Genomic DNA, 23,153 nt, shown 5'->3' on the forward strand with positions numbered 1-23,153 from the left:
GCTGGGGGCACTGAAATGCGGGATATTTATGAATAAGGTTGAGGCAGACATCGATAATTTGCGTGCGTCTGTATATGAGCTGAAATCAAGTTTGTATCGGGCTGATCGTGCGCATACTCGAAGCCAAAATCCTGTCGGGTTCCCTGTGCTTCTCAATGTGAGTGCGACGTGCGCGCTTGCGCTTTTTTTCTTGCTTTTATAGGCACCCCGATTTGGTATGCCGGACGGCTATCATAGGGTTGATGTTATGCTCGTTCGCTATCTTTCCCATCCGCAGGTTTTTATTGAACCTCAGTTTCCGGTCCCAGACTGGAGCTTGAGTGCTCTGGGGATTCAAAGGGTTTATAATCTTTTGAATACGCAGTGGATACGGGATGTTGGCTATGTCATGTCCAGTCCAGAGCGTAAGGCTATGGAAACGGCCCAACCTATTGCAAAGCAATTTGGGCTCGATTTGCGCATCAATGCCAAAATGCATGAAAATGACAGATCTTCGACCGGATATTTGCCTCCTCTGGCGTTTGAGCGGACGGTCACTGAATTTATGAAACATCCCAATCGCTCTATCCGAGGGTGGGAGTCTGCTGTCCATGCGCAGGCCCGTATTGTCGAGCAGGTGGAGGTGGCCGTCAAACATTACAGGCGGTTGGCGCCGTTGAGGGGCGATATTCTTCTCGTCGGCCACGGCGGAGTTGGGACTTTGCTCTATTGCCATTTTGCTGGCCTTGATATTGATCGTAAATTTGATCAACCGCCGGGCGGAGGCAATTACATAACCATCGACTGGACCGATCAAAGAGTGCTGCATGGATGGTTGCCGATGGAAGAATCGTTCTGACGTTTTTCTGATTTGAATCTAGATCATACCGAACAGCTGCGCATTTATAGGCAAGGCTGAACGCATGATGTCGAAGCGGACGCAGATATGGTTTTGCGGATGAATTTATGATCCAACAGGGTGTGTTTGCACTAAAAAGGGCCGGTAAAAACCGGCCCTTTTCGATTCTTGATCGTATTTGCTGATTAGCAAGAGTAGTACATGCCGAACTCAACAGGATGAGGTGTGTGTTCGTAGGTTTCTACTTCTTCCATTTTCAGGTCGATGTAACCTTCGATCTGATCTTTGGTGAATACGTCGCCAGCCAGCAAGAAATCATGATCAGCGGCAAGGCTATCCAGCGCTTCGCGCAGGGAACCACAGACAGTTGGAATGCCTTCCAGCTCTTCTGGTGGCAGATCATAAAGGTTTTTATCCATGGCTGGGCCCGGATCGATCTTGTTGGTGATGCCGTCAAGACCGGCCATCAGCAATGCTGCAAAGCAGAGATATGGGTTTGCAGAAGGATCTGGGAAGCGTGCTTCAACGCGTTTTGCTTTCGGGCTATCGGTCCAAGGAATGCGTACGCAGCCGGAACGGTTGCTGGCCGAATAAGCACGAAGCACAGGGGCTTCAAAACCCGGGATCAGGCGCTTGTAGGAGTTTGTTGACGGGTTGGTGAAAGCGTTCAGCGTTTTTGCGTGCTTCAGAATACCGCCGATGAAATACAGGGCTTCCTGAGACAGATCAGCATATTTGTCGCCAGCAAAGAGAGGTTTGCCGTCTTTCCAGATGGACATGTTGCAGTGCATGCCGGTGCCGTTATCGCCGTAGATTGGCTTTGGCATGAAGGTTGCAGATTTGCCATATGCCTGTGCCACATTGTGGACGACATATTTGTATTTCTGCAGCTCATCGGCCTGTGTCGTCAATGTGCCAAATACCAAGCCCAGTTCGTGCTGACAGGACGCCACTTCGTGGTGGTGTTTGTCAACTTTCATGCCGATGCTTTTCATGGTGGTCAGCATTTCAGAACGGATGTCCTGGCCATGATCCACAGGGTTTACTGGGAAGTAGCCACCTTTGACGCCTGGACGATGACCGGAGTTGCCCATTTCATATTCAGAATCGGTGTTCCATGAAGCATCGATTGCATCAACTTCGTAAGACACTTTGTTGATGGAGTTGGAGTAGCGGACATTGTCGAAGATGAAGAATTCAGCTTCTGGACCCCAATAGGAAACGTCGCCAATACCGGTGAACTTGAGGTAGGCTTCGGCTTTCTCTGCGGTGCCGCGTGGATCGCGAGCATACGCTGCGCCAGTGTCTGGCTCTACAACGGAGCAGTGAATGCACAGGGTGCTTTCGGCGTAGAATGGATCGATGTATGCGCTGTCGCAATCTGGCATCAGCTTCATGTCTGACGCTTCAATGGACTTCCAGCCTGCGATCGAAGAGCCGTCAAACATGAAACCGTCAGCAAGGAAGTCTTCATCGACTTCATGCTCGATAACGGTCACGTGCTGCAGCTTGCCGCGCGGATCGGTAAAGCGAATATCTACATATTTAATGTCATTGTCTGCGATCATCTTGACGATTTCAGCTGCAGTGCTCATTCCAGTGTCCTTTTTGGCCTATGTTCTCGAAGGAAATTTGAGGCATTTGATTGCTAGGCCTCAAAGATATTTCGAAAAATTGACTGTTCTCTAGAAGGTTGTTTTGAATTCTCGATGCCTGTCCGAAGAAAGCATCTTGGCGTAATGGTCCGGTTGATCAGATTGCTTCGTTGCCGGTCTCGCCGGTACGAATGCGAATGGCCTGCTCAATTGTGGAGATAAAGATCTTGCCGTCGCCAATACGACCGGTCTGGGCCGCCTTTTGGATGGCTTCGATTGCGTCGTCGACCTGTTCGTCTGCGAGGATGACTTCGACTTTCACTTTGGGAAGAAAATCTACGACATATTCAGCGCCGCGGTACAGCTCCGTGTGACCTTTTTGACGGCCAAAACCTTTGGCTTCGATCACTGTGATGCCCTGAAGGCCGACTTCCTGCAGAGCTTCTTTGACTTCATCAAGTTTGAAGGGTTTGATGATTGCCTCGATCTTTTTCATAGCAGTTGCTTCCCAAATAATTGCTGCCCTTTTGGGGCCCTAGTTGGTGTGGCACCAAGGCTGATCCTCGCGCGACAGGTCTTGCGATAGGTCGATTTACAAATCAGATAAATCTGAAGATTTGAACTCGCGATGGAGTGAGCCAAAAATCCAACCGCCTGACTTGTAAAATTAATGCATTCTATGTGCCAATTCAGTTGCTGCAAATAAAAGCAGGAAAATAGGGGTTTTGCCAGTGTTTAATGGTCGAATTATGAGGCAATTTGGGGAAATAGAGTGATGCAATATTAGGCAAAAGGTCATTAATTGTGCAATATTGGTTGGCGCCTGATGGGTCCCGTGTCGGAATATCGGATTATTTTTGTGGCATTTTACAAGATTGGTGCATGCTTTTGCATAATATGCGGGCAAGTTTGGCCGGTGATGATGGCATGACTGGGTTTTGCTGTTTTCATGGGGCCTGTGTTGCATGTGCCGTTCAAGTGTGTCGTCCGAGGTGTGTTTTGCAAGGACAGGTGCATTCAAGTTTATAGATGATTGTGCAAGGCAAGAGGCGGGGCTAGTCTGTCGATGTTGGCTGGCAACGGAAGCGGGTTTTGTTGCAGCGTGAATGCGAGGGCGTGCTCAATGTCTGAACCCAAAGAAATGCTGGTCGAAATTTTGACGCCAGCGCAAATGGCGCAGGCCGACCAGCTAACGATTGATAGTGGTGTGCTGGGATATCAATTGATGCAGTCGGCTGGTCAGGCGGTCGCAAATGCAGCTGTTGATCTTTTGGAGCGCAGAACAGGGTCTGGCGCGTCCGGTATGGTGTGTATTCTTTGTGGACCGGGCAACAATGGTGGGGACGGCTTTGTTGCTGCCCAGTTACTCGAAGAAGAGGGGTGGAGCGTCATCTTGGGCTGTTCGGTCGGAATCGATGACCTGACCGGCGACGCTCTATTGGCAGCAGAAGACTGGGGCGATGAAATTTTTTCTCTGTCGCCTCGGCTTTGGCAAGATGCAGATTTGGTGATTGATGCTTTGTTCGGGGCGGGATTGTCGCGTCCGATATCCGGAGAACTTGCAGATCTCATCGATGAATTGAATCTCAGTGGCTTGCCTGTGTTGTCTGTGGATTTGCCCAGTGGCGTCGACGGGACGAGCGGTCTTGCTGGCGGAGCTTGTGTCAAAGCAGATCAGACAGTTACTTTTTTTCGCAAAAAACCGGCGCATTTGCTGTATCCGGGTAAGGCATTTTGCGGTGATATCTTTTGTGTCGATATTGGTATTGAAGAGCAGGTTCTTGACGATACGGGGCATATTGCTGTCGAAAATCAACCGGTTCTGTGGATTGATAGCTGGCCCGAAGCTCTCAAGCCGATTGCCGATATCGACCCACTGCGTTTGGCAGACCATAAATTTCATCGCGGTCATTGTCTGGTGCTTTGTGGTGATGCGACCCATAGTGGCGCCGCACGTCTGGCTGCGCGGTCGGCTTTGCGTGCCGGTGCTGGTCTTGTAACGCTGGCTCCTCCTTGTGATGCTGCTAGTCTGGTTGCGGCTCATGTTACTGCAGTGATGGTCGAGCCGGTGCAAGATGTTGCTTCGCTGGGAACTGTTTTGGCCAAGCGCACTTATGATGTGCTTGTTGCCGGGCCTGCGTTGGGAAAGACTCAGGATCGAAGGGCCTTGGTGTATGATGCGCTGGAGCGTGATGTGGCGCTGTTGCTGGATGCTGACGCGCTTTCCTGTTTGGTAGACGGAATCGAATCAGGGGAGGCGGACCTCAGTTTGCTGCGTGAGAGCCCCGCTGCGCGTTCTGAGCGCCTTGTGCTGACACCGCATGAGGGTGAGTTTGCGCGGCTCTTTCCTGATCTTTCGCATCGTGTTCGCGAGGAAAAACGGCTTTCAAAGCTTGATTGTGCGATAACCGCCGCCCAGCGCAGCGGTGCTGTGCTGGTTTTGAAGGGGGCTGATACCGTGATCGCGACACCGGATGGGCGTGCGGTCGTGCATTCAGATGGTGTGCCGTATTTGGCAACCGCCGGCAGCGGTGATGTGTTGGTTGGTATAATTGCCGGTTTGATGGCACAAGGGGTTTCGGCTCTGGATGCTTGCTGCGCCGGGGTTTGGTTGCACTCCCGCGCTGGTCGGTCTTTTGGTCCGGGGCTCATCGCTGAGGATCTACCGGAGCTGTTGCCGTCGCTTTATATGGATGTGGCGGGGTATTTGTCGGGAGGATTTCATGCGTCTGACTGGACTGGCGGCGACGATTGATGCATTGAGGCTCAGTTTTGTGAAATTTTACTGGGGTGCCCGATTGTTCATTTTTTAAGGGAAATAGCGATTTTGGACCCAAATTTCCGGATACCCCCAAGAGAGATTGGGGAATATCGCTCTTAATGTGAATTTTTCTTTGCGCTTTTCGGATCGGGTGTTATAGAGGCTCCGCTCGATCTACTGGCGCGAACAGCGCTGTGACGTGCGGGTGTGGTGGAATTGGTAGACACGCCAGATTTAGGTTCTGGTGGCGAAAGTCGTGGGGGTTCAAGTCCCTCCACCCGTACCAATTGCTTCTTTTTCCAGGGCAAGCTCGGGAAAAAGAAGGGAGGATAGGCTGCCTTGGCGGCCTGTCTTTGTTTCATAGTCGCTGTTTGATGACAGTATGACGAAACGACATTGGGTGCATTGGATTGACGTTAATTAGCGTGGTCTTGAGCACCCCAAACAGTAATGAATTTAAAGAACGAAGGCAGATTGATATGCAGGTTACTGAAACCCTGTCCGAAGGTCTGAAACGCGAACTCAAAGTCGTGGTTCCTGCTTCTGACCTCGAAAGCCGTCTGGTTGCTAAAATTGATGAGATCAAAGGTCAGATCAATATCAATGGCTTCCGCCCAGGTAAGGTGCCGGCAGCTCATGTCCGCAAAGTTCACGGTAAAGCCCTGATGGGTGAAATCGTTCAGGAACTGATCGGCGAGACAACTCGTACCACTCTGGAAGAGCGTGCGGAAAAATCCGCTATGCAGCCACAGTATAAGCTGACTGAAGACGAAGCTGAAGCTAACAAAATCATGGATGGTAAAGCGGACCTCGAGTTCGATATCATTTATGAAGTGCTTCCTGCTATCGAAGTTGCTGATGTTTCCGGTATCGAAATCGAACGTCCAGTTGTCGAAGTTGAAGACAGCGAAGTTGACGAACGTTTGAGCCAGATCGCCGAAAGCTCTCGTCCTTTTGAGGCAAAAGATGGCAAAGCTGAAGATGGTGATCGCATTTCGATGTCCTATTTGGGTAAGATCGATGGCGAGCCTTTTGAAGGTGGTGCTGACGAAAATGCTCAGTTGGTGCTCGGTTCTGGTCAGTTCATTCCCGGTTTTGAAGAACAGTTGATCGGCACCAAAGCTGGCGACGAAACTGTTGTTAAAGTGACTTTCCCTGCTGATTATGGTGCAGAAGCACTGGCTGGCAAAGACGCTGAATTTGATATTGTTGTAAAAGAAATTCAGGCTCCGGGTGAGCTTACTTTGGATGATGAATTTGCAACCAAGCTTGGCCTTGAATCTCTTGATAAGCTCAAAGAAGTTGTCAAAGACCAGATCGTTTCCCAGTATGGCGGCCTAACCCGTCAGCGCGTCAAACGTCAGCTGCTCGACAAAATGGACGAGTTGCACAAGTTTGAAGTGCCGCCAACACTGCTGGAACAAGAATTCAGCAATATCTGGAAGCAGGTCACCGCTGAAATGAATGAAGCGAGTAAGACCTTCGAAGACGAAGATACCACCGAAGAAAAAGCGCAGGAAGAATATAAAACCATTGCAGAACGTCGTGTTCGCCTTGGACTGGTTCTTTCTCAGATCGGTGAGAAAAACGAAATTCAGGTGACTGATGAAGAAGTGCAGCGCGGCATTATGACCCGTGCACAGCAGTTCCCTGGTCAAGAACGTCAGGTCTTTGAATATTACACGCAGAATGCTGAAGCCTTGGCTTCCATTCGTGCGCCAATCTTTGAAGAAAAAGTCGTTGATTACCTGCTCGAGCTGGTCAAAGTAGAAGATAAAACAGTGACCAAAGAAGAGCTGGAAAAACTGGCTTCTGACGACGAAGAATAAGTTTCTTCTTCTTTATCGTGATTTAAAAAAGCGCCCGCCGGTTTCGGTGGGCGTTTTGTTGTTTGGGCTGTTCTGCTTGTCGAGGGATTGGCGTATTTCCATTCCATTCACTTTGTTGGTTGAAACTGGCTGGTCACTCCCTATCTTGTGTTGGTAGGTTCTGCGAACCCGTTTTTGCTAGGATGATGTCGTCCTTGTGAATTGTCGTCAGTAAATTATTCACTCTCACAGTGTTATGACAGGATCGGTTGTTGCGTCAGTGTGATTCGTATTGTGCGAGTTGCTGGTGCTTTGACCCCCGTTGAGTGGAATTGGTTCAATGGGTAACGGTTCGGTTGGACCCTTTCATTTGTGCTCGTTGGAGAATAAATGAAATGGTCTAACGTTAGATAAGCGATTGGCTTTTGTTGAAGGGTCTTTGTACCTGAGGGGAAGTTGGTCAGTGATAGGGTGGCGAACGGTGCGATGGATAAGACGCCGATTGCCCGATTGGTCTTGATAAGGAAAGTGCAATGAAGGATCCACTCGATCTTGCAATGAATCTGGTTCCAATGGTTGTGGAACAGTCCAACCGCGGTGAACGTGCGTACGACATCTATTCACGCCTTTTGAAAGAGCGGATTATTTTCATCACTGGTCCGGTGGAAGACCATATGGCCGCACTGGTTTGTGCGCAGTTGCTGTTTTTGGAAGCCGACAATCCTAAAAAAGAAATCTCGCTCTATATCAACTCTCCTGGTGGCGTTGTGACGGCCGGTATGTCAATTTATGACACCATGCAGTTCATCAAACCTCCCGTTGCGACACTCTGCATGGGGCAGGCTGCTTCCATGGGCTCTTTGCTGTTGTGTGCTGGCGAGAAAGACATGCGCTTTGCACTGCCGAATGCTCGCATTATGGTGCATCAGCCTTCTGGCGGTTTTCAGGGGCAGGCGTCAGACATTCAGCGCCACGCTGAAGACATTATGAAAATGAAGCGTCGCCTCAATGAAGTGTATGTCAAACATTGCGGTCAGGACTATGAGACCGTAGAGAAGACGCTGGATCGCGATCACTTCATGACTGCGGAAGAATCCAAAGACTGGGGCCTTGTTGACAAAGTTGTCGAGAATCGGTCGTCTTTGGCTGCGGATAGCGACGCCGACGGTGAAAAAAGCAAGGACTAGGTCCTTTTAAAAATCCCGTCGGTCCTTTTATAAGACTCGATGGGTCGCGTATCCCGATAGTGCTGTTGTTAAGCCTATTTTGATGTTTTGGGGTACATGCTTTCATAAAACTGCTGACTGAGTGTAGAATTTGGCAAAATTATGCATTTGGTCGCAGCGTGATAGGTTTATATTGCTTGCAGAGAATGCCCAGCGACATAAACTAGACACTCGGACAATTTGTTCGTTTTGTCCGATGGTAACGAAAGAAGAGGCACCTACATGAGCAAGGCCGGTGGTGGAGACAACAAAAACACGCTGTACTGCTCCTTCTGTGGCAAAAGCCAGCATGAAGTGCGCAAGCTGATCGCAGGTCCAACTGTATTCATTTGTGATGAATGCGTTGAATTGTGCATGGACATCATCCGCGAAGAAAATAAATCTTCGATGGTCAAGTCCAAGGATGGCATTCCCACACCGCAGGAAATCTGTGACGTGCTGGACGATTATGTTATTGGGCAAGGCCGCGCCAAACGCGTTCTTTCAGTTGCTGTACACAATCACTATAAGCGCCTGTCGCACGGCAAGAAAAGCGATGAAATCGAACTGGCCAAATCCAACATTATGCTGATTGGACCGACCGGTTGCGGTAAAACTTTCCTTGCTCAGACATTGGCACGTATTCTTGATGTGCCATTCACAATGGCAGACGCGACAACTCTGACTGAAGCCGGTTATGTCGGTGAAGATGTCGAGAATATCATTCTCAAGTTGTTGCAATCTGCCGACTATAATGTTGAGCAGGCCCAGCGCGGAATTGTTTATATCGATGAGATCGACAAGATTTCTCGCAAATCTGACAATCCCTCTATCACACGCGATGTATCGGGTGAGGGCGTGCAGCAGGCGTTGTTGAAAATTATGGAAGGCACCGTTGCGTCGGTTCCTCCACAAGGCGGGCGAAAGCATCCTCAGCAGGAATTCCTGCAGGTGGATACCTCCAATATCCTGTTTATTTGTGGCGGTGCTTTTGCTGGTCTGGATAAAATCATTTCTGCGCGTGGCAACGACACCTCGATTGGCTTTTCTGCCAAGGTGGAAGACCCTGATGAGCGCGGGACTGGTGAGTTGTTCAAGGAGTTGGAACCAGAAGATCTGCTGAAGTTCGGGCTTATTCCCGAATTTGTTGGCCGTCTTCCTGTTTTGGCGACGTTGGAAGATCTGGATGAAGATGCTCTCATCTCCATCCTGTCCCAGCCAAAGAATGCGATTGTAAAACAGTATCAAGCCTTGTTCGAGATGGAGGGCGTTCGCCTCACATTCCACGAAGAAGCGCTGCGTGCTGTTGCCAAAAAGGCGATCAAGCGCAAAACAGGCGCCCGCGGTTTGCGGTCTATCTTGGAAGGCATTCTTCTGGATACGATGTACGAACTGCCGAGCCTTGAAGGCGTAGAAGAAGTGGTCATTTCTGGCGATGTTATTAATGGCGATGCCCGACCGCTTTATATTTATGGTGACATTCAGTCTGAAGCGGAATCAACGTCGGCTTAAATGTGCGTTCTGATTTTTGCACGATTAAAAAGGCGGCCACATGGTCGCCTCTTTTTTTGTCTAGCATCTGCCTGTGTGATCGAGTTGGTCGTGCGCTTCATTGTAACTCTCTGTAAAATCTAATTTTTGTGTGATTTTGTGAGTTCTTTGTCCGAAAAGAAGCTTTATTCACAAAGATGACATTGGATTGTGGAGTGGCTTGAAAAGCCGCTCACAAAGCCCCAACTAAGTGATAACGTGGAGAGGCTGTGTTTGAGTCTCACCCTTTTATCTGCAGGTGACCGACTGTTCCCTGACGGCTCGTTAATGAGCGAAGGGGAGGGTGCTTGCAAAATTGCGGGCCAATGGCCGCATTGTGTGCCCTGTCTCCAAGGGAAGGGCCAAAGAGCCAAGAAAGGTAGAAAGCATGACCGAAGAACTCAATATCAATGAGGCCCCGCCCAAGGCTTCGGATACTTATCCGGTCTTGCCACTGAGAGACATTGTTGTCTTTCCTCATATGATTGTGCCGCTTTTTGTTGGCCGCGAGAAGTCAATTCGCGCGCTTGAAGAAGTGATGCAATCCGACAAAATGATTCTGTTGGCAACCCAAAAGAATGCTGGCGACGATGATCCTTCCCCCGAGGACATTTACAATATTGGTACGTTGGCCACTGTGTTGCAGCTGCTCAAGCTGCCTGATGGCACCGTAAAAGTATTGGTGGAAGGCATGGATCGCGCCAAGCTTGGTGATTTCACCACGCGGGACGATCTGTTTGAAGCCACAGCGACCGTTATGCATGAAGATGAAGGCGACGAAGTCGAAATCGAAGCTTTGGCGCGCTCTGTTTCTAACGAGTTTGAAAATTACGTGAAGCTGAATAAAAAGGTTTCACCTGAGGTGATCGGGGCGGTTGCCCAAATTGATGATTACTCCAAACTTGCCGATACCGTTGCGTCTCATCTGGCGATCAAAATTCAAGAAAAGCAGGACATTCTAGCCATCGTCAGCGTGACGGAGCGGCTCGAGCAGGTTCTGGGGCTGATGGAGAGCGAAATTTCCGTTCTTCAGGTCGAAAAACGCATTCGTGGTCGTGTGAAGCGCCAGATGGAGAAAACCCAGCGTGAGTATTATCTGAATGAGCAGATGAAGGCCATTCAGAAAGAACTGGGTGATTCTGAAGAAGGTGCTGACGAAATTCGCGAGCTGGAAAAAGCTATCGAGGGCACGAAACTGTCCAAAGAAGCGCGCGAAAAGGCCGATGCTGAGATGAAAAAGCTCAAGCAGATGAGTCCTATGTCTGCCGAAGCTACTGTTGTGCGCAACTATCTTGACTGGCTGATTGGCATTCCTTGGGGCAAAAAGTCTCGTGTGAAAGTCGATCTGGACAAGGCCGAGGAGATTCTTGATACGGATCACTATGGCTTGGAAAAAGTCAAAGAACGTATTGTCGAATATCTGGCCGTGCAGAAGCGCACCAACAAGCTCAAAGGTCCTATTCTTTGTCTGGTTGGCCCTCCGGGTGTTGGTAAAACATCGCTTGGTAAATCCATCGCACGGGCCACGGGTCGTGAATTTGTGCGTATGGCATTGGGTGGTGTGCGTGACGAGGCCGAAATTCGTGGTCACCGTCGTACCTACATCGGTTCCATGCCCGGCAAAGTGGTTCAGTCCATGAAGAAAGCCAAAAAGGCAAATCCTCTGTTCTTGCTCGACGAGATCGACAAAATGGGCATGGATTTCCGTGGCGATCCCTCTTCTGCGTTGCTGGAGGTTTTGGATCCGGAACAGAACCACGCTTTCATGGATCACTATTTGGAAGTGGAATATGATCTGTCGAACGTGATGTTCATCACCACGGCCAATACGCTCAATATTCCTGCGCCTTTGATGGACCGTATGGAAGTGATCCGCATTGCCGGTTACACCGAAGACGAAAAAGTTGAAATCGCAAGACGCCATCTGATTCCAAAAGCCATGGAAGATCATGCGCTCAAGGAAAAAGAATTCAGCTTGGATGATGATGCTTTGCGCATGATTGTGCAGCTTTACACCCGTGAAGCCGGGGTTCGTAACCTTGAACGTGAGCTGATGAAACTGGCGCGTAAAGTGACCAAAGATCTGATTATGAAAAAGCTGGATCGGATCGACGTAACAACCGCTAATATTCAGGACTATCTTGGTGTAACGCGGTTCCGTTATGGCGAGATCGATTCTGAAGATCAGGTTGGTGTTGTCACGGGCTTGGCTTGGACCGAAGTGGGCGGTGAGTTGCTGACCATTGAAGGTGTCATGATGCCGGGTAAGGGCAAGATGACCGTGACTGGTAACCTGCGTGATGTGATGAAAGAATCCATTTCTGCAGCTGCCTCTTATGTCCGGTCCCGTGCTGTTGATTTCGGTATCGAGCCTCCGTTGTTCGACAAAAGGGACATCCATGTGCATGTGCCTGAAGGCGCTACGCCAAAGGATGGGCCGTCTGCCGGTATTGCCATGGCGACAGCCATCGTTTCGATCATGACGGGCATCGCTGTTCGTAAGGATATTGCCATGACTGGCGAGATCACCTTGCGTGGCCGTGTTCTTCCTATCGGCGGGCTGAAAGAAAAACTGCTTGCGGCGCTGCGTGGTGGCATCAAAACCGTTCTCATTCCGGAAGAAAATGCCAAGGATTTGGCTGATATTCCGGACAATGTGAAGAATGAAATGGATATCATTCCGGTTTCAAATGTTGGCGAAGTGCTAAAACATGCGCTTGTCGAATTGCCGGAGCCGATTGAGTGGGACGAAAGCAAAATGCCTGAACCCAAACTCGATACGGATGCGGATGAGGCTCATACTTTGCAGCATTAACGGGACGTCTTTTTACATGAAGACCTCCGTTTGACGATGTATTCGTGTGTCGTGATAACCAGATTCGCCAGTGCTTTATTTGCAAAAAATATGCATTAGTGGTCGCTTATACAAATCAACAAAAAGGCCCTTCCAATCGGTGAAGGGCCTTTTTTCATTGTTCTTGCACTATTTCCTGTTTAAACCGCTCGAAATGGCTGATTTCTGCGAATTTATCACTTGATTTCTAACCCAATTCGCAAGATTGTCGGCACTCGCGTCTGGTATTTTCCCAAGGTGTGTTGATTCTTAATGGTGGAGGATCACGGTACGCCAAAGGCTTCGTGATTAAACTGAGAAGGAAATATAAAATGAACAAGAATGAACTGATCTCTGCTGTTGCTGAAAAATCTGATTTGACAAAAGCACAGGCTGGCGATGCTGTAGATGCATTGTTTGAAATTGTTTCCGACACCCTGAAGGGTGGCGATGAAGTCCGGATCATTGGTTTTGGCAACTTTTCTGTCACCGAGCGCGCTGCGACTGAAGGTCGTAACCCTCGCACTGGCGCAACGATCCAGATTCCAGCGTCCAAAACACCTAAGTTTAAAGCTGGTAAAGGCCTCAAAGACGCTGTTAACAGCTAGGCTTTTCAAAATCCTTTTTAGGTATTGCGAAATCAGACCTCCGTTTCTTTGGAACCGGGGGTCTTTGTGTATAATGGCCGCGTTGGCTTGTTGGCCTATTTTAAGGGGATCACATTATGGACGCTTCACTTTTACAGGCTGATTGCGAGCGCTGTGCTGCACTATGCTGCTTTGCACTGGCATTTGACGTTTCGGATTCATTTCCCATCGACAAACCCAACGGTATTGTTTGTCCGCAACTGGGCGCGAACAACCGGTGCAAATCCTATGACAAAAGAGAAGAGTTGGGATACAGCGGCTGTATGTCGTTTGATTGTCAGGGAGCAGGGCAGAAGGTGACGCAAGAGGTGTTTGGTGGTCGCTCCTGGCGCGATGAGCCGGCACTACTGGCTGAGATGACGGACGCTTTTGTGGTGATGCGGCGCGTGCATGAACAGATTGCCCTGTTGCTCACGGCCAGCGCACTGCCTTTAACAGCCGAGGAATGCGACCTGTACGATCAGTTCGCGCACGAGCTTTCACCCCCCGATGGCTGGACCCAAGAGCTGCTTGAACAGTATCAGATAAGTGGCGCAGAAAAGCGCGTCAAAGCGTTTTTGATGTCCCTAAGGCATCATGTGGCTTGATGGTCGGGGGGCAAAGGACTGTTTTGGGGCCTTGGTGGCCATTGTGGGCGGAATGACCGACTTTGTCGATGACTTTCCAGACGACACTCTCAAAAAACCAAGCGTCTGGCAATCGCGATAACCACAATTTCGTTTCAAGGCAATGGACCATCAATGATGTTTTTGTGCCCTTCATTCTGACAATCTTCTCCAGCCAGATTTCGTCAATCTTGCCGTCCGGCTCAACTGCGATAATTCGCTCAGTTGTGATGACATATGTAATTGACCGGAAAATGCGGTGAAGTATCAGTAGGGGTAACAAAAGCTGTTGGGGATCAAAGCATAAAATAAATATCACATCAGATAAGCTTGGCAGAATCCTACCATCGACAGCTAAGACAATTTGCTCATTTTCATTCAACAAAAGCGGAGTGTGGTAGCTGTGATATGACATATATATTTCTTAGACATTGAAAGTGATTTATTCAAGGTAGAAAAACACACCTTTCTACAACCGGAATTTCTGCGGTCCGTCGACTGCTTGGCCGGATCTGATATGGAGAATTTACAAGTCACAAGTTATTGCTCACGGTGATTTTTCGAAATGCGAAAAATACAGCTGTCATTGACAGTTTGATGTGTTTGCTCTCGGTGATTTCTTGCAGAAATACACCTGTCGCTGAGAATTCAAGAGTATGGAGAAAGATTTTCCATTTTTTGCAGGGAAAAAAATGGTGGGTGATGAGAGATTCGAACTCCCGACCCCCTCGGTGTAAACGAGGTGCTCTAACCAGCTGAGCTAATCACCCATAGCAACAAAATGTGCCATGCTTTCGGTGATTTCCGTAGGAAATACACCTGTCGCTGCGAGATCCGATGTTTTGGAAACATTGGTCTCACTTTTGCTTTGCAAAAGCTTCGGAGAATGGTGGGTGATGAGAGATTCGAACTCCCGACCCCCTCGGTGTAAACGAGGTGCTCTAACCAGCTGAGCTAATCACCCTAACGCCGTTGCGTGTGCTGCTTTTAGAGGCTGGGTGGCGGGCATGCAACAAAAAAATGACAGTGTCGTCCATTCTCTGGGGAAATCAATCGCGGCGGCATTTGGTGAATCACGTTTGCTGATCAAATGCAGGGCATGGATGAGTGGATTCAAATAAATATCACCGACTTGCATGGGATTATCTGGCGGCTGGGTCCATTTGTTGAAAATTGCGTCTATCTTTCTCACAAGAAAAATTGGGCCCATAAAGCCCGATCTTCAGCCGATCTTTGACTGATCTGGGGACTGCCTGTGAAGTTTGCACAAAAAGAATTTGAACGGTGCTTGACTTACCCTCTCCCGCGTCGTATTTCAGCGCCACTCCACACGAACATGACGCTTTGGTGTCACGCAGTGTGGTTCGGGTTTTGGGGGTGTAGCTCAGTTGGTTAGAGCGTCGGCCTGTCACGCCGAAGGTCGCGAGTTCGAGTCTCGTCACTCTCGCCACCCAAACCTAGCAATCTTATATCAGCAATGATGTAAGACCGCGAAATGCGGGGATGTAGCTCAGTTGGTTAGAGCGTCGGCCTGTCACGCCGAAGGTCGCGAGTTCGAGTCTCGTCATTCTCGCCATTTTCTTCAAATGGCTTTCCTGACTTATATTTATGTTTGTTGCCGGTTCTCGGCATGACGTTGTCGTTTGTGCAGCGCATAGCTTTTTCGTTTGCTGTGCTTATTGTGTCCGCCTGGTCTTTGCATGGCGACCGGTGTATACGGCAACCCATCCTCAATCGCGTCAGAATGCGCCTGTAGGGGCTCTGCGTTCGTTTCTTGTGTTGTTTACCCTTGGGCTGAATGCGGCCTGTGGTTGGTCTTATGATGGGTCGTGATGGTTATGAGCGCCTTGAGGCGGACGCGTTATGGCTTTAGGCGGAATCAAAAAACGCGCCATCTGGGTGATGGCGCGTTATGAAATTTTTCGGCTAACAAATGTTGGGAAAATCTATTCCTGCCAGGGCCAGAATTCTACTTTCAGATTGTCCGCATTCTCTGCGTAGCGTTTGTCCAGCTCTTTGTGCGAGAGCAGGCCGCTTTGGGTGTCAACATACTCAACCACAGAGGAAGAGTTGATTGCTGCCATTTGCAGCGCTTTTTCAGGGGTCTCGCCTTCCGCTAGCAGGACACCAAAGGTTGACGTGAAGCTGTCGCCTGCGCCTGCTGTGCCTTTGACCTTATCGGTTTTATGAATTGGACAATGATAGAGGCCTTTATCCGTACCGAGATAAGAACCGCCCGTGCCGTCGGTGACGAGAATATAGTCGGTACCAAGGGACCGCAACAAAGACATGAAGCCAGACAGGGAGCAGTGCACGTGATCCATGATCAAGCCGCGAGTCAGCAGGCTTTTGGCGATGGATGGGTCTTTTTTGACGGAGCGCATGTCTGAATGTTTGGTGTTGTCGAGCAGGATCGGCAGCAAACTCTCTGCCTCGGAACGGTTGATGTTGATCAGGTCGATATTCTTGGCGGTTTCAAGGAATTCCTTGCCGCGACGCGTTATCTGGCGACCGCCGGGGTTTGCAACCACAAACGCACCGGATTCGCGTGCGCGCTTACTGATCATAGGGAAGGCTTCGGCTGACTCGTTTGACATCGGTGCGATATGCACGAGTTTGGCATCGCCAAAGATGCCTTCATAAATGTCTTCGTCGACAACACGGCAGTTGGCGCCGCGAGCAGTAAAGATGGAAGCATTGCGATCATGTGAGGCAATGATGACCGAGCAGCCGGTGATAGCCTTGTCTGTTGTCATCAAACCTTTGTCAGAAAGCTTCTCGCGCTCGAGAAGCTGGCGCACCATCTCTGCTTCGATATCTTCGCCGATTTTGACGTTTGGTGTTACTTCATGGCCCAAGCGAGACAGGGCGACCGCGGCATTGATCGCGCCGCCACCCACGTGCGTGGAAATATTCAACGCGTCGATTTTGCGACCTTGCTCGAGCAGCAAAAATGAATTGTGCGCATTCGTCATTTTGATGCGTTCAATGTCATTGTCGGCCACAATGGTGATGATATCGATCATTGCGGAGCCGATTGTTGCTGTTTTCATCAGACTTGCCTCATTTTTTGTTGGATCGTCTTGGGTGCTTATAATAGGGGCATTTCGCTGCACAAACTACGCACATTATCCTTTAGTGTATAGAGAGCTTTTTGTTCGAGCTCTGAAAAAAATCAAACGGTGCACGCAATCTGTCCATTAAAGCGCGTATTTCACAGAAATCTGCTGTCTGTCGTCCGTAATCTTTGCAAATTGCGGATCAGCAAAGCCTGGGTGGGGCTTGGTTCGTGTGAGACGTCCTATTGATAATGCCGATGGCGTTGTTTGATTTTGCGTCATGAGACATATCGTCTCGGTTGTGGCTTGCCAAATCGTACCCTCAATCGCGATACTTTGTGCGAAAATTTTTCAAGCAATGGTTTTTGTCACAGTTTTGCCTTTGGTTTCTTCGTTCTTTCGGATTGGAATGTGACAAAATATCACAAGTGGTCTTGCTTAAGCGAATGCACTGAGTTAATCGTGCATCGACTGGATTGCATTGCACAATGCGCTTTTCCGCTATAGCTGTTTTCGCTTGACAGATTGCCAACTTGGGACCGAGATCTGGTTTAATCTTTCGCGACGACATCAGGCCAAGAGGACCGGCTCACCATGGAAGACCTGCTCAGGGAATATCTTCCCATCGTTATTTTTATCGGTATTTCGCTCGTAATCGGGCTGGCTTTGCTGATTTCGCCGTTCCTTTTAGCATTTCGGAACCCAGATCCTGAAAAGCTTTCGGCCTATGAGTGCGGCTTTAATGCCTTTGATGATGCGCGCATGACGTTCGATATCCGATTCTATCTCGTGGCGATTCTGTTCATAATCTTCGATCTGGAAGTGGCGTTTTTGTTCCCTTGGGCTGTGTCATTTGGTGATCTGGGGCTTTATGGATTCGTATCAATGATGATTTTCCTGGCAATCCTGACGATTGGGTTTGCCTATGAATGGAAAAAAGGAGCGTTGGAATGGGATTGAGCGGCGACAATGCACCCCTGATTGCACAGCAGCCTAAAAATATTCTAGACCCGCGTACCGGCTTGCCTGTTGGTCACGATGATCCATTCTTTATGCAAGTGAATGACGAGCTGTCAGACAAAGGTTTTTTGGTTACGGCGACCGATGATTTGATCAATTGGGCGCGGACCGGCTCTCTGATGTGGATGACGTTTGGCCTTGCCTGTTGTGCGGTTGAAATGATCCAAATGTCCATGCCGCGTTACGACTGTGAGCGCTTCGGGTTTGCGCCGCGCGGATCGCCGCGTCAGTCGGATGTGATGATCGTTGCGGGCACATTGACCAATAAAATGGCTCCGGCTTTGCGTAAGGTTTATGACCAGATGCCCGAGCCTCGTTATGTCATTTCGATGGGGTCGTGCGCCAATGGGGGCGGCTACTATCACTATTCTTATAGTGTTGTGCGTGGATGTGATCGGGTTGTGCCGGTGGATATTTATGTGCCCGGTTGTCCGCCAACAGCCGAAGCACTGCTTTATGGTGTTATGATGCTGCAAAAGAAAATTCGGCGTACCGGTACGATTGAACGGTAAAGATATCGGCCAAAGGCGTGGGCTTTTGAGCGTCGAGCTTGAGCAGACCACAAGACAGGACTAGGGCCAGACCGGCCCGTAAGAGGATGCGACTATGGACGAGGCTCTCAATGATCTCGGTGACTATATTGCCTCGGCTTTGGATGGCAAGATTGTCGGCTGGACTGTAGCGTTTGGTGAATTGACCGTGACGGCCAGTCGCACCGAAATCGTCGAAGTCGTTCGGTTTTTGCGCGATGATCCGCGCTTGCAATTTGTTTCCTTTATTGATGTCACGGCGGTCGATTATCCTGAGCGGGAAGATCGGTTCGAGGTTGTCTATCATTTGCTTAGTCCCACGCAAAATACGCGGGTGCGCATCAAGATTATGGCGGGTGAAGAAACCCAGATTGACTCAATCTGCGGTGTCTTTCCTGGTGCAAACTGGTTTGAGCGCGAGACATATGACATGTATGGCATTTTGTTCGCTGGGCACCCCGATTTGCGCCGGCTGCTGACGGATTACGGGTTTGACGGCTTTCCGCTGCGCAAGGATTTTCCGCTCACGGGGTATTATGAAGTACGCTATGACGACGAAAAGAAACGCGTCGTTTATGAGCCAGTCAAGCTGGCACAGGAATTTCGCAATTTTGATTTTCTCAGCCCTTGGGAAGGCGCCGATTATGCCCTCCCGGGTGATGAAAAAGCCAATGGTTAAGTTTGGGGCTGAGAGGGACTGAGGCGATATGGCTGAAGCACATGTAAGAAATTTCAATATCAACTTCGGACCGCAGCATCCTGCCGCGCACGGTGTGTTACGCATGATTCTGGAGCTGAATGGTGAAATCGTCGAGCGTGCCGATCCGCATATCGGATTGTTGCACCGCGGCACCGAAAAACTGATTGAACATAAAATCTATGCTCAAGCGACGCCATATTTTGATCGACTGGACTATGTCGCACCGATGAATCAGGAGCATGCTTTCTGTCTGGCGGTTGAAAAACTGCTGGGGTTGGAAGTGCCGCGCCGGGGGCAGTTGATCCGCGTGCTCTATTCTGAAATCGGCCGCATTTTGAATCATCTGCTCAACATCACCACACAAGCCTTGGATGTGGGGGCGCTGACGCCGCCGCTTTGGGGCTTTGAAGAGCGTGAAAAACTGATGGTGTTTTATGAGCGTGCCTGTGGCGCCCGCTTGCATGCCAATTATTTCCGCGCTGGCGGTGTGCATCAGGATCTGCCGCAAGACCTGATCGATGACATCGAAGCATGGTGTGATCCGTTTTTGCAAGTCGTTGATGACATTGACGTGCTGCTAACGGACAACCGGATTTTCAAGCAGCGTAATGCCGATGTTGGCGTTGTTGCGTTGGATGATGCATGGGCTTGGGGTTTCTCCGGTTGCATGTTGCGTTCTTGCGGTGTTGCGTGGGATCTGCGCAAAAGCCAGCCATATGAATGCTATGAAGAAATCGAATTTGATATTCCGGTTGGTAAGAATGGCGACAATTACGATCGTTATCTGATGCGCATGGAAGAAATGCGGCAGTCTGTTCGCATTATGCGTCAATGCATCGACAAGCTGCGTCAACCTGACGGTCAGGGGCCAGTTAGCGCTGAGAATGATAAAATCGTGCCGCCAAAACGCGCAGAGATGAAGCGTTCGATGGAAGCCTTGATCAATCATTTCAAGCTGCATACCGAAGGGTTCCACGTTCCTGCCGGTGAAGTTTATACCGCAGTGGAAGCGCCCAAAGGTGAATTTGGTGTCTATTTGGTCTCTGATGGGACCAATAAGCCTTACAAGTGTAAGATTCGTGCGCCGAGTTATGCGCATTTGTCCGCGATGGACTTTTTGTCGCGCGGATATCAACTGGCTGACGTGTCGGCCATTATCGGATCGCTCGACGTGGTATTTGGCGAGATAGACCGATAAAGATTTGTGATTTGACCAGTTGCCAATAATTGGCTGGTCGAAATAGATTTGAACTGAGACCTGTTTTGCCAATTCTGCAAAACAAGTCGAGACAAAGATGGGAACGGCAGACATGAGTGTCCGTCGCCTTCATAGCGAACAGCCAGAATCATTTGAGTTTTCGTCTGAAAATCTCGATTGGGCCAAGCATGTGATCACACGATATCCGCAAGGCCGTCAGGCTTCTGCGGTGATTCCTTTGTTGATGCGAGCACAAGAGCAAGAAGGTTGGGTCACGCAGCCGGCGATTGAATATGTCGCTGACATGCTGGACATGCCCTATATACGCGTTTTGGAAGTGGCGACATTCTATACTCAGTTCCAGCTACAGCCGGTCGGTAAAAAAGCCCATATCCAGGTCTGTGGCACAACCCCTTGCATGTTGCGCGGCGCTGAGGACCTGATCCGTGTTTGTAAAAACAAGATTGCGCAAAAGCCGTTGTCTTTGTCCGAAGATGGAAACTTTTCCTGGGAAGAGGTCGAGTGCGCCGGAACCTGCGTCAACGCGCCGATGATTCAGATTTTCAAAGATACTTATGAAGATTTGACCCCTGAAATTCTTGAAGAGCTGATTGCCAAAATTGATGCCGGTGAAGAGATCATTCCCGGTACCCAGCAAAAAGACCGTATCAACGGGGCTGCTGCTCAAGGCCAGACGACGCTGACAGATCCGTCCCTTTACGATGGCTCTATGGTTAAATATGGCCTTGGCGCGGGCATTGATGAGCCAAAAGTTGCACCGGTCGGTGCCGTCCTTGATGCGGAAATTGCACCAGAGACAAAAGCGAAGACCAAAACAAAAACCAAGTCCGTCGCTAAAGAAGTCGCAGCAGAAGCCAAACCGGCGCCCGCTATCAAGCCAGATCAATTGAAAGTGGGTGAGCCTGCACCGGCGTTGTTGGCTGAACCAATCGATGGCAAAGCCGATAATCTCAAAGAAATCAGCGGTATCGGCCCTGTGATTGAACGAAAACTCAATGCCATGGGCGTTTATCATTTCTCGCAGATCGCAAGTTGGGATGCCGAGAATTGCGCCTATGTTGACGGACAGTTGGCATTTAAAGGCCGCATTGGCCGCGAGAATTGGGTGGAACAGGCCAAAGCAAAGGCCAGTGAGACTTTTGACACCAAGAGCGGGGAAGACAAATAATGGTCACGATGCTTGAGGATAAAGACAGGATTTTCACCAATATCTATGGTGTTCATGACTGGGGTCTTGAAGGCGCGCTCAAACGCGGAAGTTGGGACGGCACTAAGGGTCTTATTCAAAAGGGCCGTGATTGGATCATTGAAGAGATGAAAGCCTCTGGCCTGCGTGGTCGTGGTGGCGCTGGTTTCCCCACTGGGCTTAAATGGTCTTTCATGCCACCAAAACAGGAAGGCCGTGCTCAATATCTGGTGGTCAACGCCGATGAGTCAGAGCCGGGTACGTGTAAAGATCGTGAAATTTTGCGCCATGATCCCCATCACTTGGTGGAAGGTTGCCTGATTGCCGGTTTTGCCATGAATGCGGATGCTGCTTATATCTATGTGCGCGGTGAGTTTATTCGCGAGCGCGAGCGGCTGCAGGCGGCGGTTGATCAGGCTTATGAAAAGCGGTTGATCGGAAAGAATAATATTCACGGCTATGATTTTGACGTGTATGTGCATCATGGCGCGGGGGCTTATATTTGCGGCGAGGAAACTGCATTGCTTGAGTCTCTGGAAGGCAAAAAGGGGCAACCGCGCCTCAAACCGCCTTTCCCGGCCAATGTCGGACTTTATGGCTGCCCTACGACCGTGAATAACGTGGAGTCGATTGCTGTTGCACCGACGATTTTGCGACGTGGTGCTAGCTGGTTCAAAGGTTTTGGTGCCGAGAATAATCATGGCACCAAACTGTTTTGTGTGTCTGGCCACGTCAATCAACCGGCGACCTTCGAAGAGGCAATGTCTGTGCCTTTCAAGGAAATCATCGACAAACATTGCGGCGGTATTCGTGGTGGATGGGACAATCTACTCGCGGTCATTCCCGGTGGCTCTTCGGTGCCTTGTGTGCCGGCGGATCAAATTATGGATTGTCCGATGGATTTTGACAGCCTCAAGGGCCTTGGGTCCGGACTCGGCACAGCTGCGGTGATCGTGATGGATAAATCCACGGATATCATCAAGGCCATTGCGCGGCTGTCCTATTTTTACAAACACGAAAGTTGCGGACAGTGTACGCCTTGTCGCGAGGGCACCGGCTGGATGTGGCGCGTGATGGAACGTATGGTCCGCGGTGAAGCGCAGAAAAAAGAGATCGATATGCTGTTTGAAGTTTCCAAACAGGTGGAAGGTCACACGATCTGTGCTCTTGGGGATGCTGCCGCATGGCCGGTTCAGGGGTTGATCCGGCATTTCCGTCCGGTCATTGAGGACAGAATTGATCAATATACGGCCAATCCGAAACCGGATGATGCCCCGTTGGTTGCTGCGGAGTGAGGGTGTGATGAAGCTACATCAGGAAAAACATCAAATTCAAGCGGCGACTTGCGATTTGTCCGGTTCGTCGTTCCAAGATGTCAACATGTCCGGCTGTTCATTCGAGGATGCGAATTTATCGGGCGGCCGCTATTCGGATGTTGATTTCTCAGACTGCTCAATTCGCGATGCCAACCTGTCGGGGCTGCAGTTGAAAGATGCCAACCTTGCGGGAGCATCGATCAAAGCCTGCCGTTTGGAAGGCATGACCATAGACGGAATTGAAGTGACTGCGCTTATGACCGCTTGGAAGGCGCAGCAAACGAGCGGTGAGGAAAGCTGA

General features: G+C 49.8%; 19 protein-coding genes and 5 tRNA genes. 18 read left to right on the top strand and 6 right to left on the bottom strand.

Annotated features, from left to right (window positions below):
* Window positions 1-247 precede the first annotated feature (247 nt).
* Window positions 248-838 (top strand): histidine phosphatase family protein, encoded by a 591-nt coding sequence (locus C0081_RS08985; protein WP_180966818.1) that lies wholly within the window; start codon window positions 248-250, stop codon window positions 836-838.
* 185 nt (window positions 839-1,023) lie between these two features.
* Here the strand turns inward: C0081_RS08985 and glnA are convergent, their stop codons facing one another.
* On the bottom strand, window positions 1,024-2,433 hold the full coding sequence (gene glnA / locus C0081_RS08990; protein WP_101533471.1) for a type I glutamate--ammonia ligase: 1,410 nt from the start codon (window positions 2,431-2,433) through the stop codon (window positions 1,024-1,026).
* A gap of 157 nt (window positions 2,434-2,590) precedes the next feature.
* Window positions 2,591-2,929 (bottom strand): P-II family nitrogen regulator, encoded by a 339-nt coding sequence (locus C0081_RS08995; protein ID WP_101533472.1) that lies wholly within the window; start codon window positions 2,927-2,929, stop codon window positions 2,591-2,593.
* A 627-nt stretch (window positions 2,930-3,556) separates the two neighbouring features.
* Between C0081_RS08995 and C0081_RS09000 the strand changes: the two genes are divergently transcribed.
* The 8 genes from C0081_RS09000 to C0081_RS09035 all read left to right on the top strand — a co-directional run bounded on the left by C0081_RS09000 (window position 3,557) and on the right by C0081_RS09035 (window position 13,804).
* Window positions 3,557-5,188, top strand: a complete 1,632-nt coding sequence (locus tag C0081_RS09000; RefSeq protein ID WP_245417901.1) for an NAD(P)H-hydrate dehydratase — start codon at window positions 3,557-3,559, stop codon at window positions 5,186-5,188.
* Between the two features lie 207 nt (window positions 5,189-5,395).
* Window positions 5,396-5,480: transfer RNA gene (locus C0081_RS09005), tRNA-Leu, on the top strand.
* A gap of 193 nt (window positions 5,481-5,673) precedes the next feature.
* Window positions 5,674-7,023: a trigger factor gene (tig, locus tag C0081_RS09010; protein ID WP_101533473.1), complete on the top strand. Its 1,350-nt coding sequence runs from the start codon at window positions 5,674-5,676 to the stop codon at window positions 7,021-7,023.
* A gap of 512 nt (window positions 7,024-7,535) precedes the next feature.
* Entirely contained in the window at window positions 7,536-8,189 is a 654-nt protein-coding gene (locus C0081_RS09015) for an ATP-dependent Clp protease proteolytic subunit (RefSeq protein ID WP_101533474.1), read from the top strand.
* A 261-nt stretch (window positions 8,190-8,450) separates the two neighbouring features.
* A complete protein-coding gene (gene clpX / locus C0081_RS09020; protein WP_101533475.1) occupies window positions 8,451-9,719 on the top strand; it encodes an ATP-dependent Clp protease ATP-binding subunit ClpX in 1,269 nt (422 codons plus the stop codon).
* Between the two features lie 406 nt (window positions 9,720-10,125).
* Window positions 10,126-12,552: an endopeptidase La gene (gene lon, locus C0081_RS09025; RefSeq protein ID WP_101533737.1), complete on the top strand. Its 2,427-nt coding sequence runs from the start codon at window positions 10,126-10,128 to the stop codon at window positions 12,550-12,552.
* A 323-nt stretch (window positions 12,553-12,875) separates the two neighbouring features.
* The gene (locus C0081_RS09030; RefSeq protein ID WP_280952864.1) at window positions 12,876-13,178 is read left to right on the top strand and encodes an HU family DNA-binding protein; all 303 of its coding nucleotides are present in this window, start codon (window positions 12,876-12,878) and stop codon (window positions 13,176-13,178) included.
* A gap of 116 nt (window positions 13,179-13,294) precedes the next feature.
* Window positions 13,295-13,804, top strand: a complete 510-nt coding sequence (locus C0081_RS09035) for a hypothetical protein (RefSeq protein ID WP_101533477.1) — start codon at window positions 13,295-13,297, stop codon at window positions 13,802-13,804.
* Here C0081_RS09035 and C0081_RS09040 read toward each other — a convergent pair.
* The 3 genes from C0081_RS09040 to C0081_RS09050 form a co-directional block, all read right to left on the bottom strand.
* A complete protein-coding gene (locus C0081_RS09040) occupies window positions 13,764-14,237 on the bottom strand; it encodes a hypothetical protein (RefSeq protein WP_101533478.1) in 474 nt (157 codons plus the stop codon). The genes C0081_RS09035 and C0081_RS09040 overlap by 41 nt on opposite strands.
* Before the next feature lie 278 nt (window positions 14,238-14,515).
* Window positions 14,516-14,592, bottom strand: a tRNA-Val gene (locus C0081_RS09045).
* Between the two features lie 117 nt (window positions 14,593-14,709).
* Window positions 14,710-14,786 (bottom strand) — tRNA-Val (locus tag C0081_RS09050).
* 409 nt (window positions 14,787-15,195) lie between these two features.
* Between C0081_RS09050 and C0081_RS09060 the strand changes: the two genes are divergently transcribed.
* Window positions 15,196-15,272: transfer RNA gene (locus tag C0081_RS09060), tRNA-Asp, on the top strand.
* A gap of 49 nt (window positions 15,273-15,321) precedes the next feature.
* Window positions 15,322-15,398: transfer RNA gene (locus C0081_RS09065), tRNA-Asp, on the top strand.
* Between the two features lie 370 nt (window positions 15,399-15,768).
* On the opposite strand, the gene C0081_RS09075 is transcribed toward C0081_RS09065, so the two are convergent.
* Entirely contained in the window at window positions 15,769-16,875 is a 1,107-nt protein-coding gene (locus C0081_RS09075) for a carbohydrate kinase family protein (protein ID WP_101533481.1), read from the bottom strand.
* 600 nt (window positions 16,876-17,475) lie between these two features.
* On the opposite strand from C0081_RS09075, the gene C0081_RS09080 reads away from it, so the two are divergent.
* From C0081_RS09080 to C0081_RS09110, 7 genes are all read left to right on the top strand, one after another.
* A complete protein-coding gene (locus C0081_RS09080) occupies window positions 17,476-17,841 on the top strand; it encodes an NADH-quinone oxidoreductase subunit A (protein WP_101533482.1) in 366 nt (121 codons plus the stop codon).
* Window positions 17,832-18,413 (top strand): NuoB/complex I 20 kDa subunit family protein, encoded by a 582-nt coding sequence (locus C0081_RS09085; RefSeq protein ID WP_101533483.1) that lies wholly within the window; start codon window positions 17,832-17,834, stop codon window positions 18,411-18,413. The genes C0081_RS09080 and C0081_RS09085 overlap by 10 nt, the downstream gene beginning before the upstream one ends.
* A 94-nt stretch (window positions 18,414-18,507) precedes the next feature.
* On the top strand, window positions 18,508-19,110 hold the full coding sequence (locus tag C0081_RS09090; protein WP_101533484.1) for an NADH-quinone oxidoreductase subunit C: 603 nt from the start codon (window positions 18,508-18,510) through the stop codon (window positions 19,108-19,110).
* A 28-nt stretch (window positions 19,111-19,138) separates the two neighbouring features.
* Window positions 19,139-20,329 (top strand): NADH-quinone oxidoreductase subunit D, encoded by a 1,191-nt coding sequence (locus tag C0081_RS09095; protein ID WP_101533485.1) that lies wholly within the window; start codon window positions 19,139-19,141, stop codon window positions 20,327-20,329.
* Window positions 20,330-20,441: 112 nt separating this feature from the next.
* On the top strand, window positions 20,442-21,518 hold the full coding sequence (gene nuoE, locus C0081_RS09100) for an NADH-quinone oxidoreductase subunit NuoE (RefSeq protein WP_101533738.1): 1,077 nt from the start codon (window positions 20,442-20,444) through the stop codon (window positions 21,516-21,518).
* Window positions 21,519-21,526: 8 nt separating this feature from the next.
* Entirely contained in the window at window positions 21,527-22,831 is a 1,305-nt protein-coding gene (nuoF, locus tag C0081_RS09105; RefSeq protein WP_101533739.1) for an NADH-quinone oxidoreductase subunit NuoF, read from the top strand.
* 7 nt (window positions 22,832-22,838) lie between these two features.
* Window positions 22,839-23,153, top strand: a complete 315-nt coding sequence (locus C0081_RS09110; protein WP_101533486.1) for a pentapeptide repeat-containing protein — start codon at window positions 22,839-22,841, stop codon at window positions 23,151-23,153.

This window comes from Cohaesibacter celericrescens, assembly GCF_002866925.1.
In the GTDB taxonomy this organism is placed as follows: Bacteria; Pseudomonadota; Alphaproteobacteria; order Rhizobiales; family Cohaesibacteraceae; genus Cohaesibacter; species Cohaesibacter celericrescens.

Coding starts and splice junctions, on each gene's coding strand:
- nuoE (WP_101533738.1), top strand. CDS start 20,442: ATGAGTGTCCGTCGCCTTCATAGCGAACAGCCAGAATCATTTGAGTTT.
- C0081_RS09035 (WP_101533477.1), top strand. CDS start 13,295: ATGGACGCTTCACTTTTACAGGCTGATTGCGAGCGCTGTGCTGCACTA.
- nuoF (WP_101533739.1), top strand. CDS start 21,527: ATGCTTGAGGATAAAGACAGGATTTTCACCAATATCTATGGTGTTCAT.
- C0081_RS08995 (WP_101533472.1), bottom strand. CDS start 2,929: ATGAAAAAGATCGAGGCAATCATCAAACCCTTCAAACTTGATGAAGTC.
- clpX (WP_101533475.1), top strand. CDS start 8,451: ATGAGCAAGGCCGGTGGTGGAGACAACAAAAACACGCTGTACTGCTCC.
- C0081_RS09075 (WP_101533481.1), bottom strand. CDS start 16,875: ATGAAAACAGCAACAATCGGCTCCGCAATGATCGATATCATCACCATT.
- C0081_RS09110 (WP_101533486.1), top strand. CDS start 22,839: ATGAAGCTACATCAGGAAAAACATCAAATTCAAGCGGCGACTTGCGAT.
- tig (WP_101533473.1), top strand. CDS start 5,674: ATGCAGGTTACTGAAACCCTGTCCGAAGGTCTGAAACGCGAACTCAAA.
- glnA (WP_101533471.1), bottom strand. CDS start 2,433: ATGAGCACTGCAGCTGAAATCGTCAAGATGATCGCAGACAATGACATT.
- C0081_RS09040 (WP_101533478.1), bottom strand. CDS start 14,237: ATGTCATATCACAGCTACCACACTCCGCTTTTGTTGAATGAAAATGAG.
- C0081_RS09000 (WP_245417901.1), top strand. CDS start 3,557: ATGTCTGAACCCAAAGAAATGCTGGTCGAAATTTTGACGCCAGCGCAA.
- lon (WP_101533737.1), top strand. CDS start 10,126: ATGACCGAAGAACTCAATATCAATGAGGCCCCGCCCAAGGCTTCGGAT.
- C0081_RS09015 (WP_101533474.1), top strand. CDS start 7,536: ATGAAGGATCCACTCGATCTTGCAATGAATCTGGTTCCAATGGTTGTG.
- C0081_RS09085 (WP_101533483.1), top strand. CDS start 17,832: ATGGGATTGAGCGGCGACAATGCACCCCTGATTGCACAGCAGCCTAAA.
- C0081_RS09095 (WP_101533485.1), top strand. CDS start 19,139: ATGGCTGAAGCACATGTAAGAAATTTCAATATCAACTTCGGACCGCAG.
- C0081_RS08985 (WP_180966818.1), top strand. CDS start 248: ATGCTCGTTCGCTATCTTTCCCATCCGCAGGTTTTTATTGAACCTCAG.
- C0081_RS09090 (WP_101533484.1), top strand. CDS start 18,508: ATGGACGAGGCTCTCAATGATCTCGGTGACTATATTGCCTCGGCTTTG.
- C0081_RS09080 (WP_101533482.1), top strand. CDS start 17,476: ATGGAAGACCTGCTCAGGGAATATCTTCCCATCGTTATTTTTATCGGT.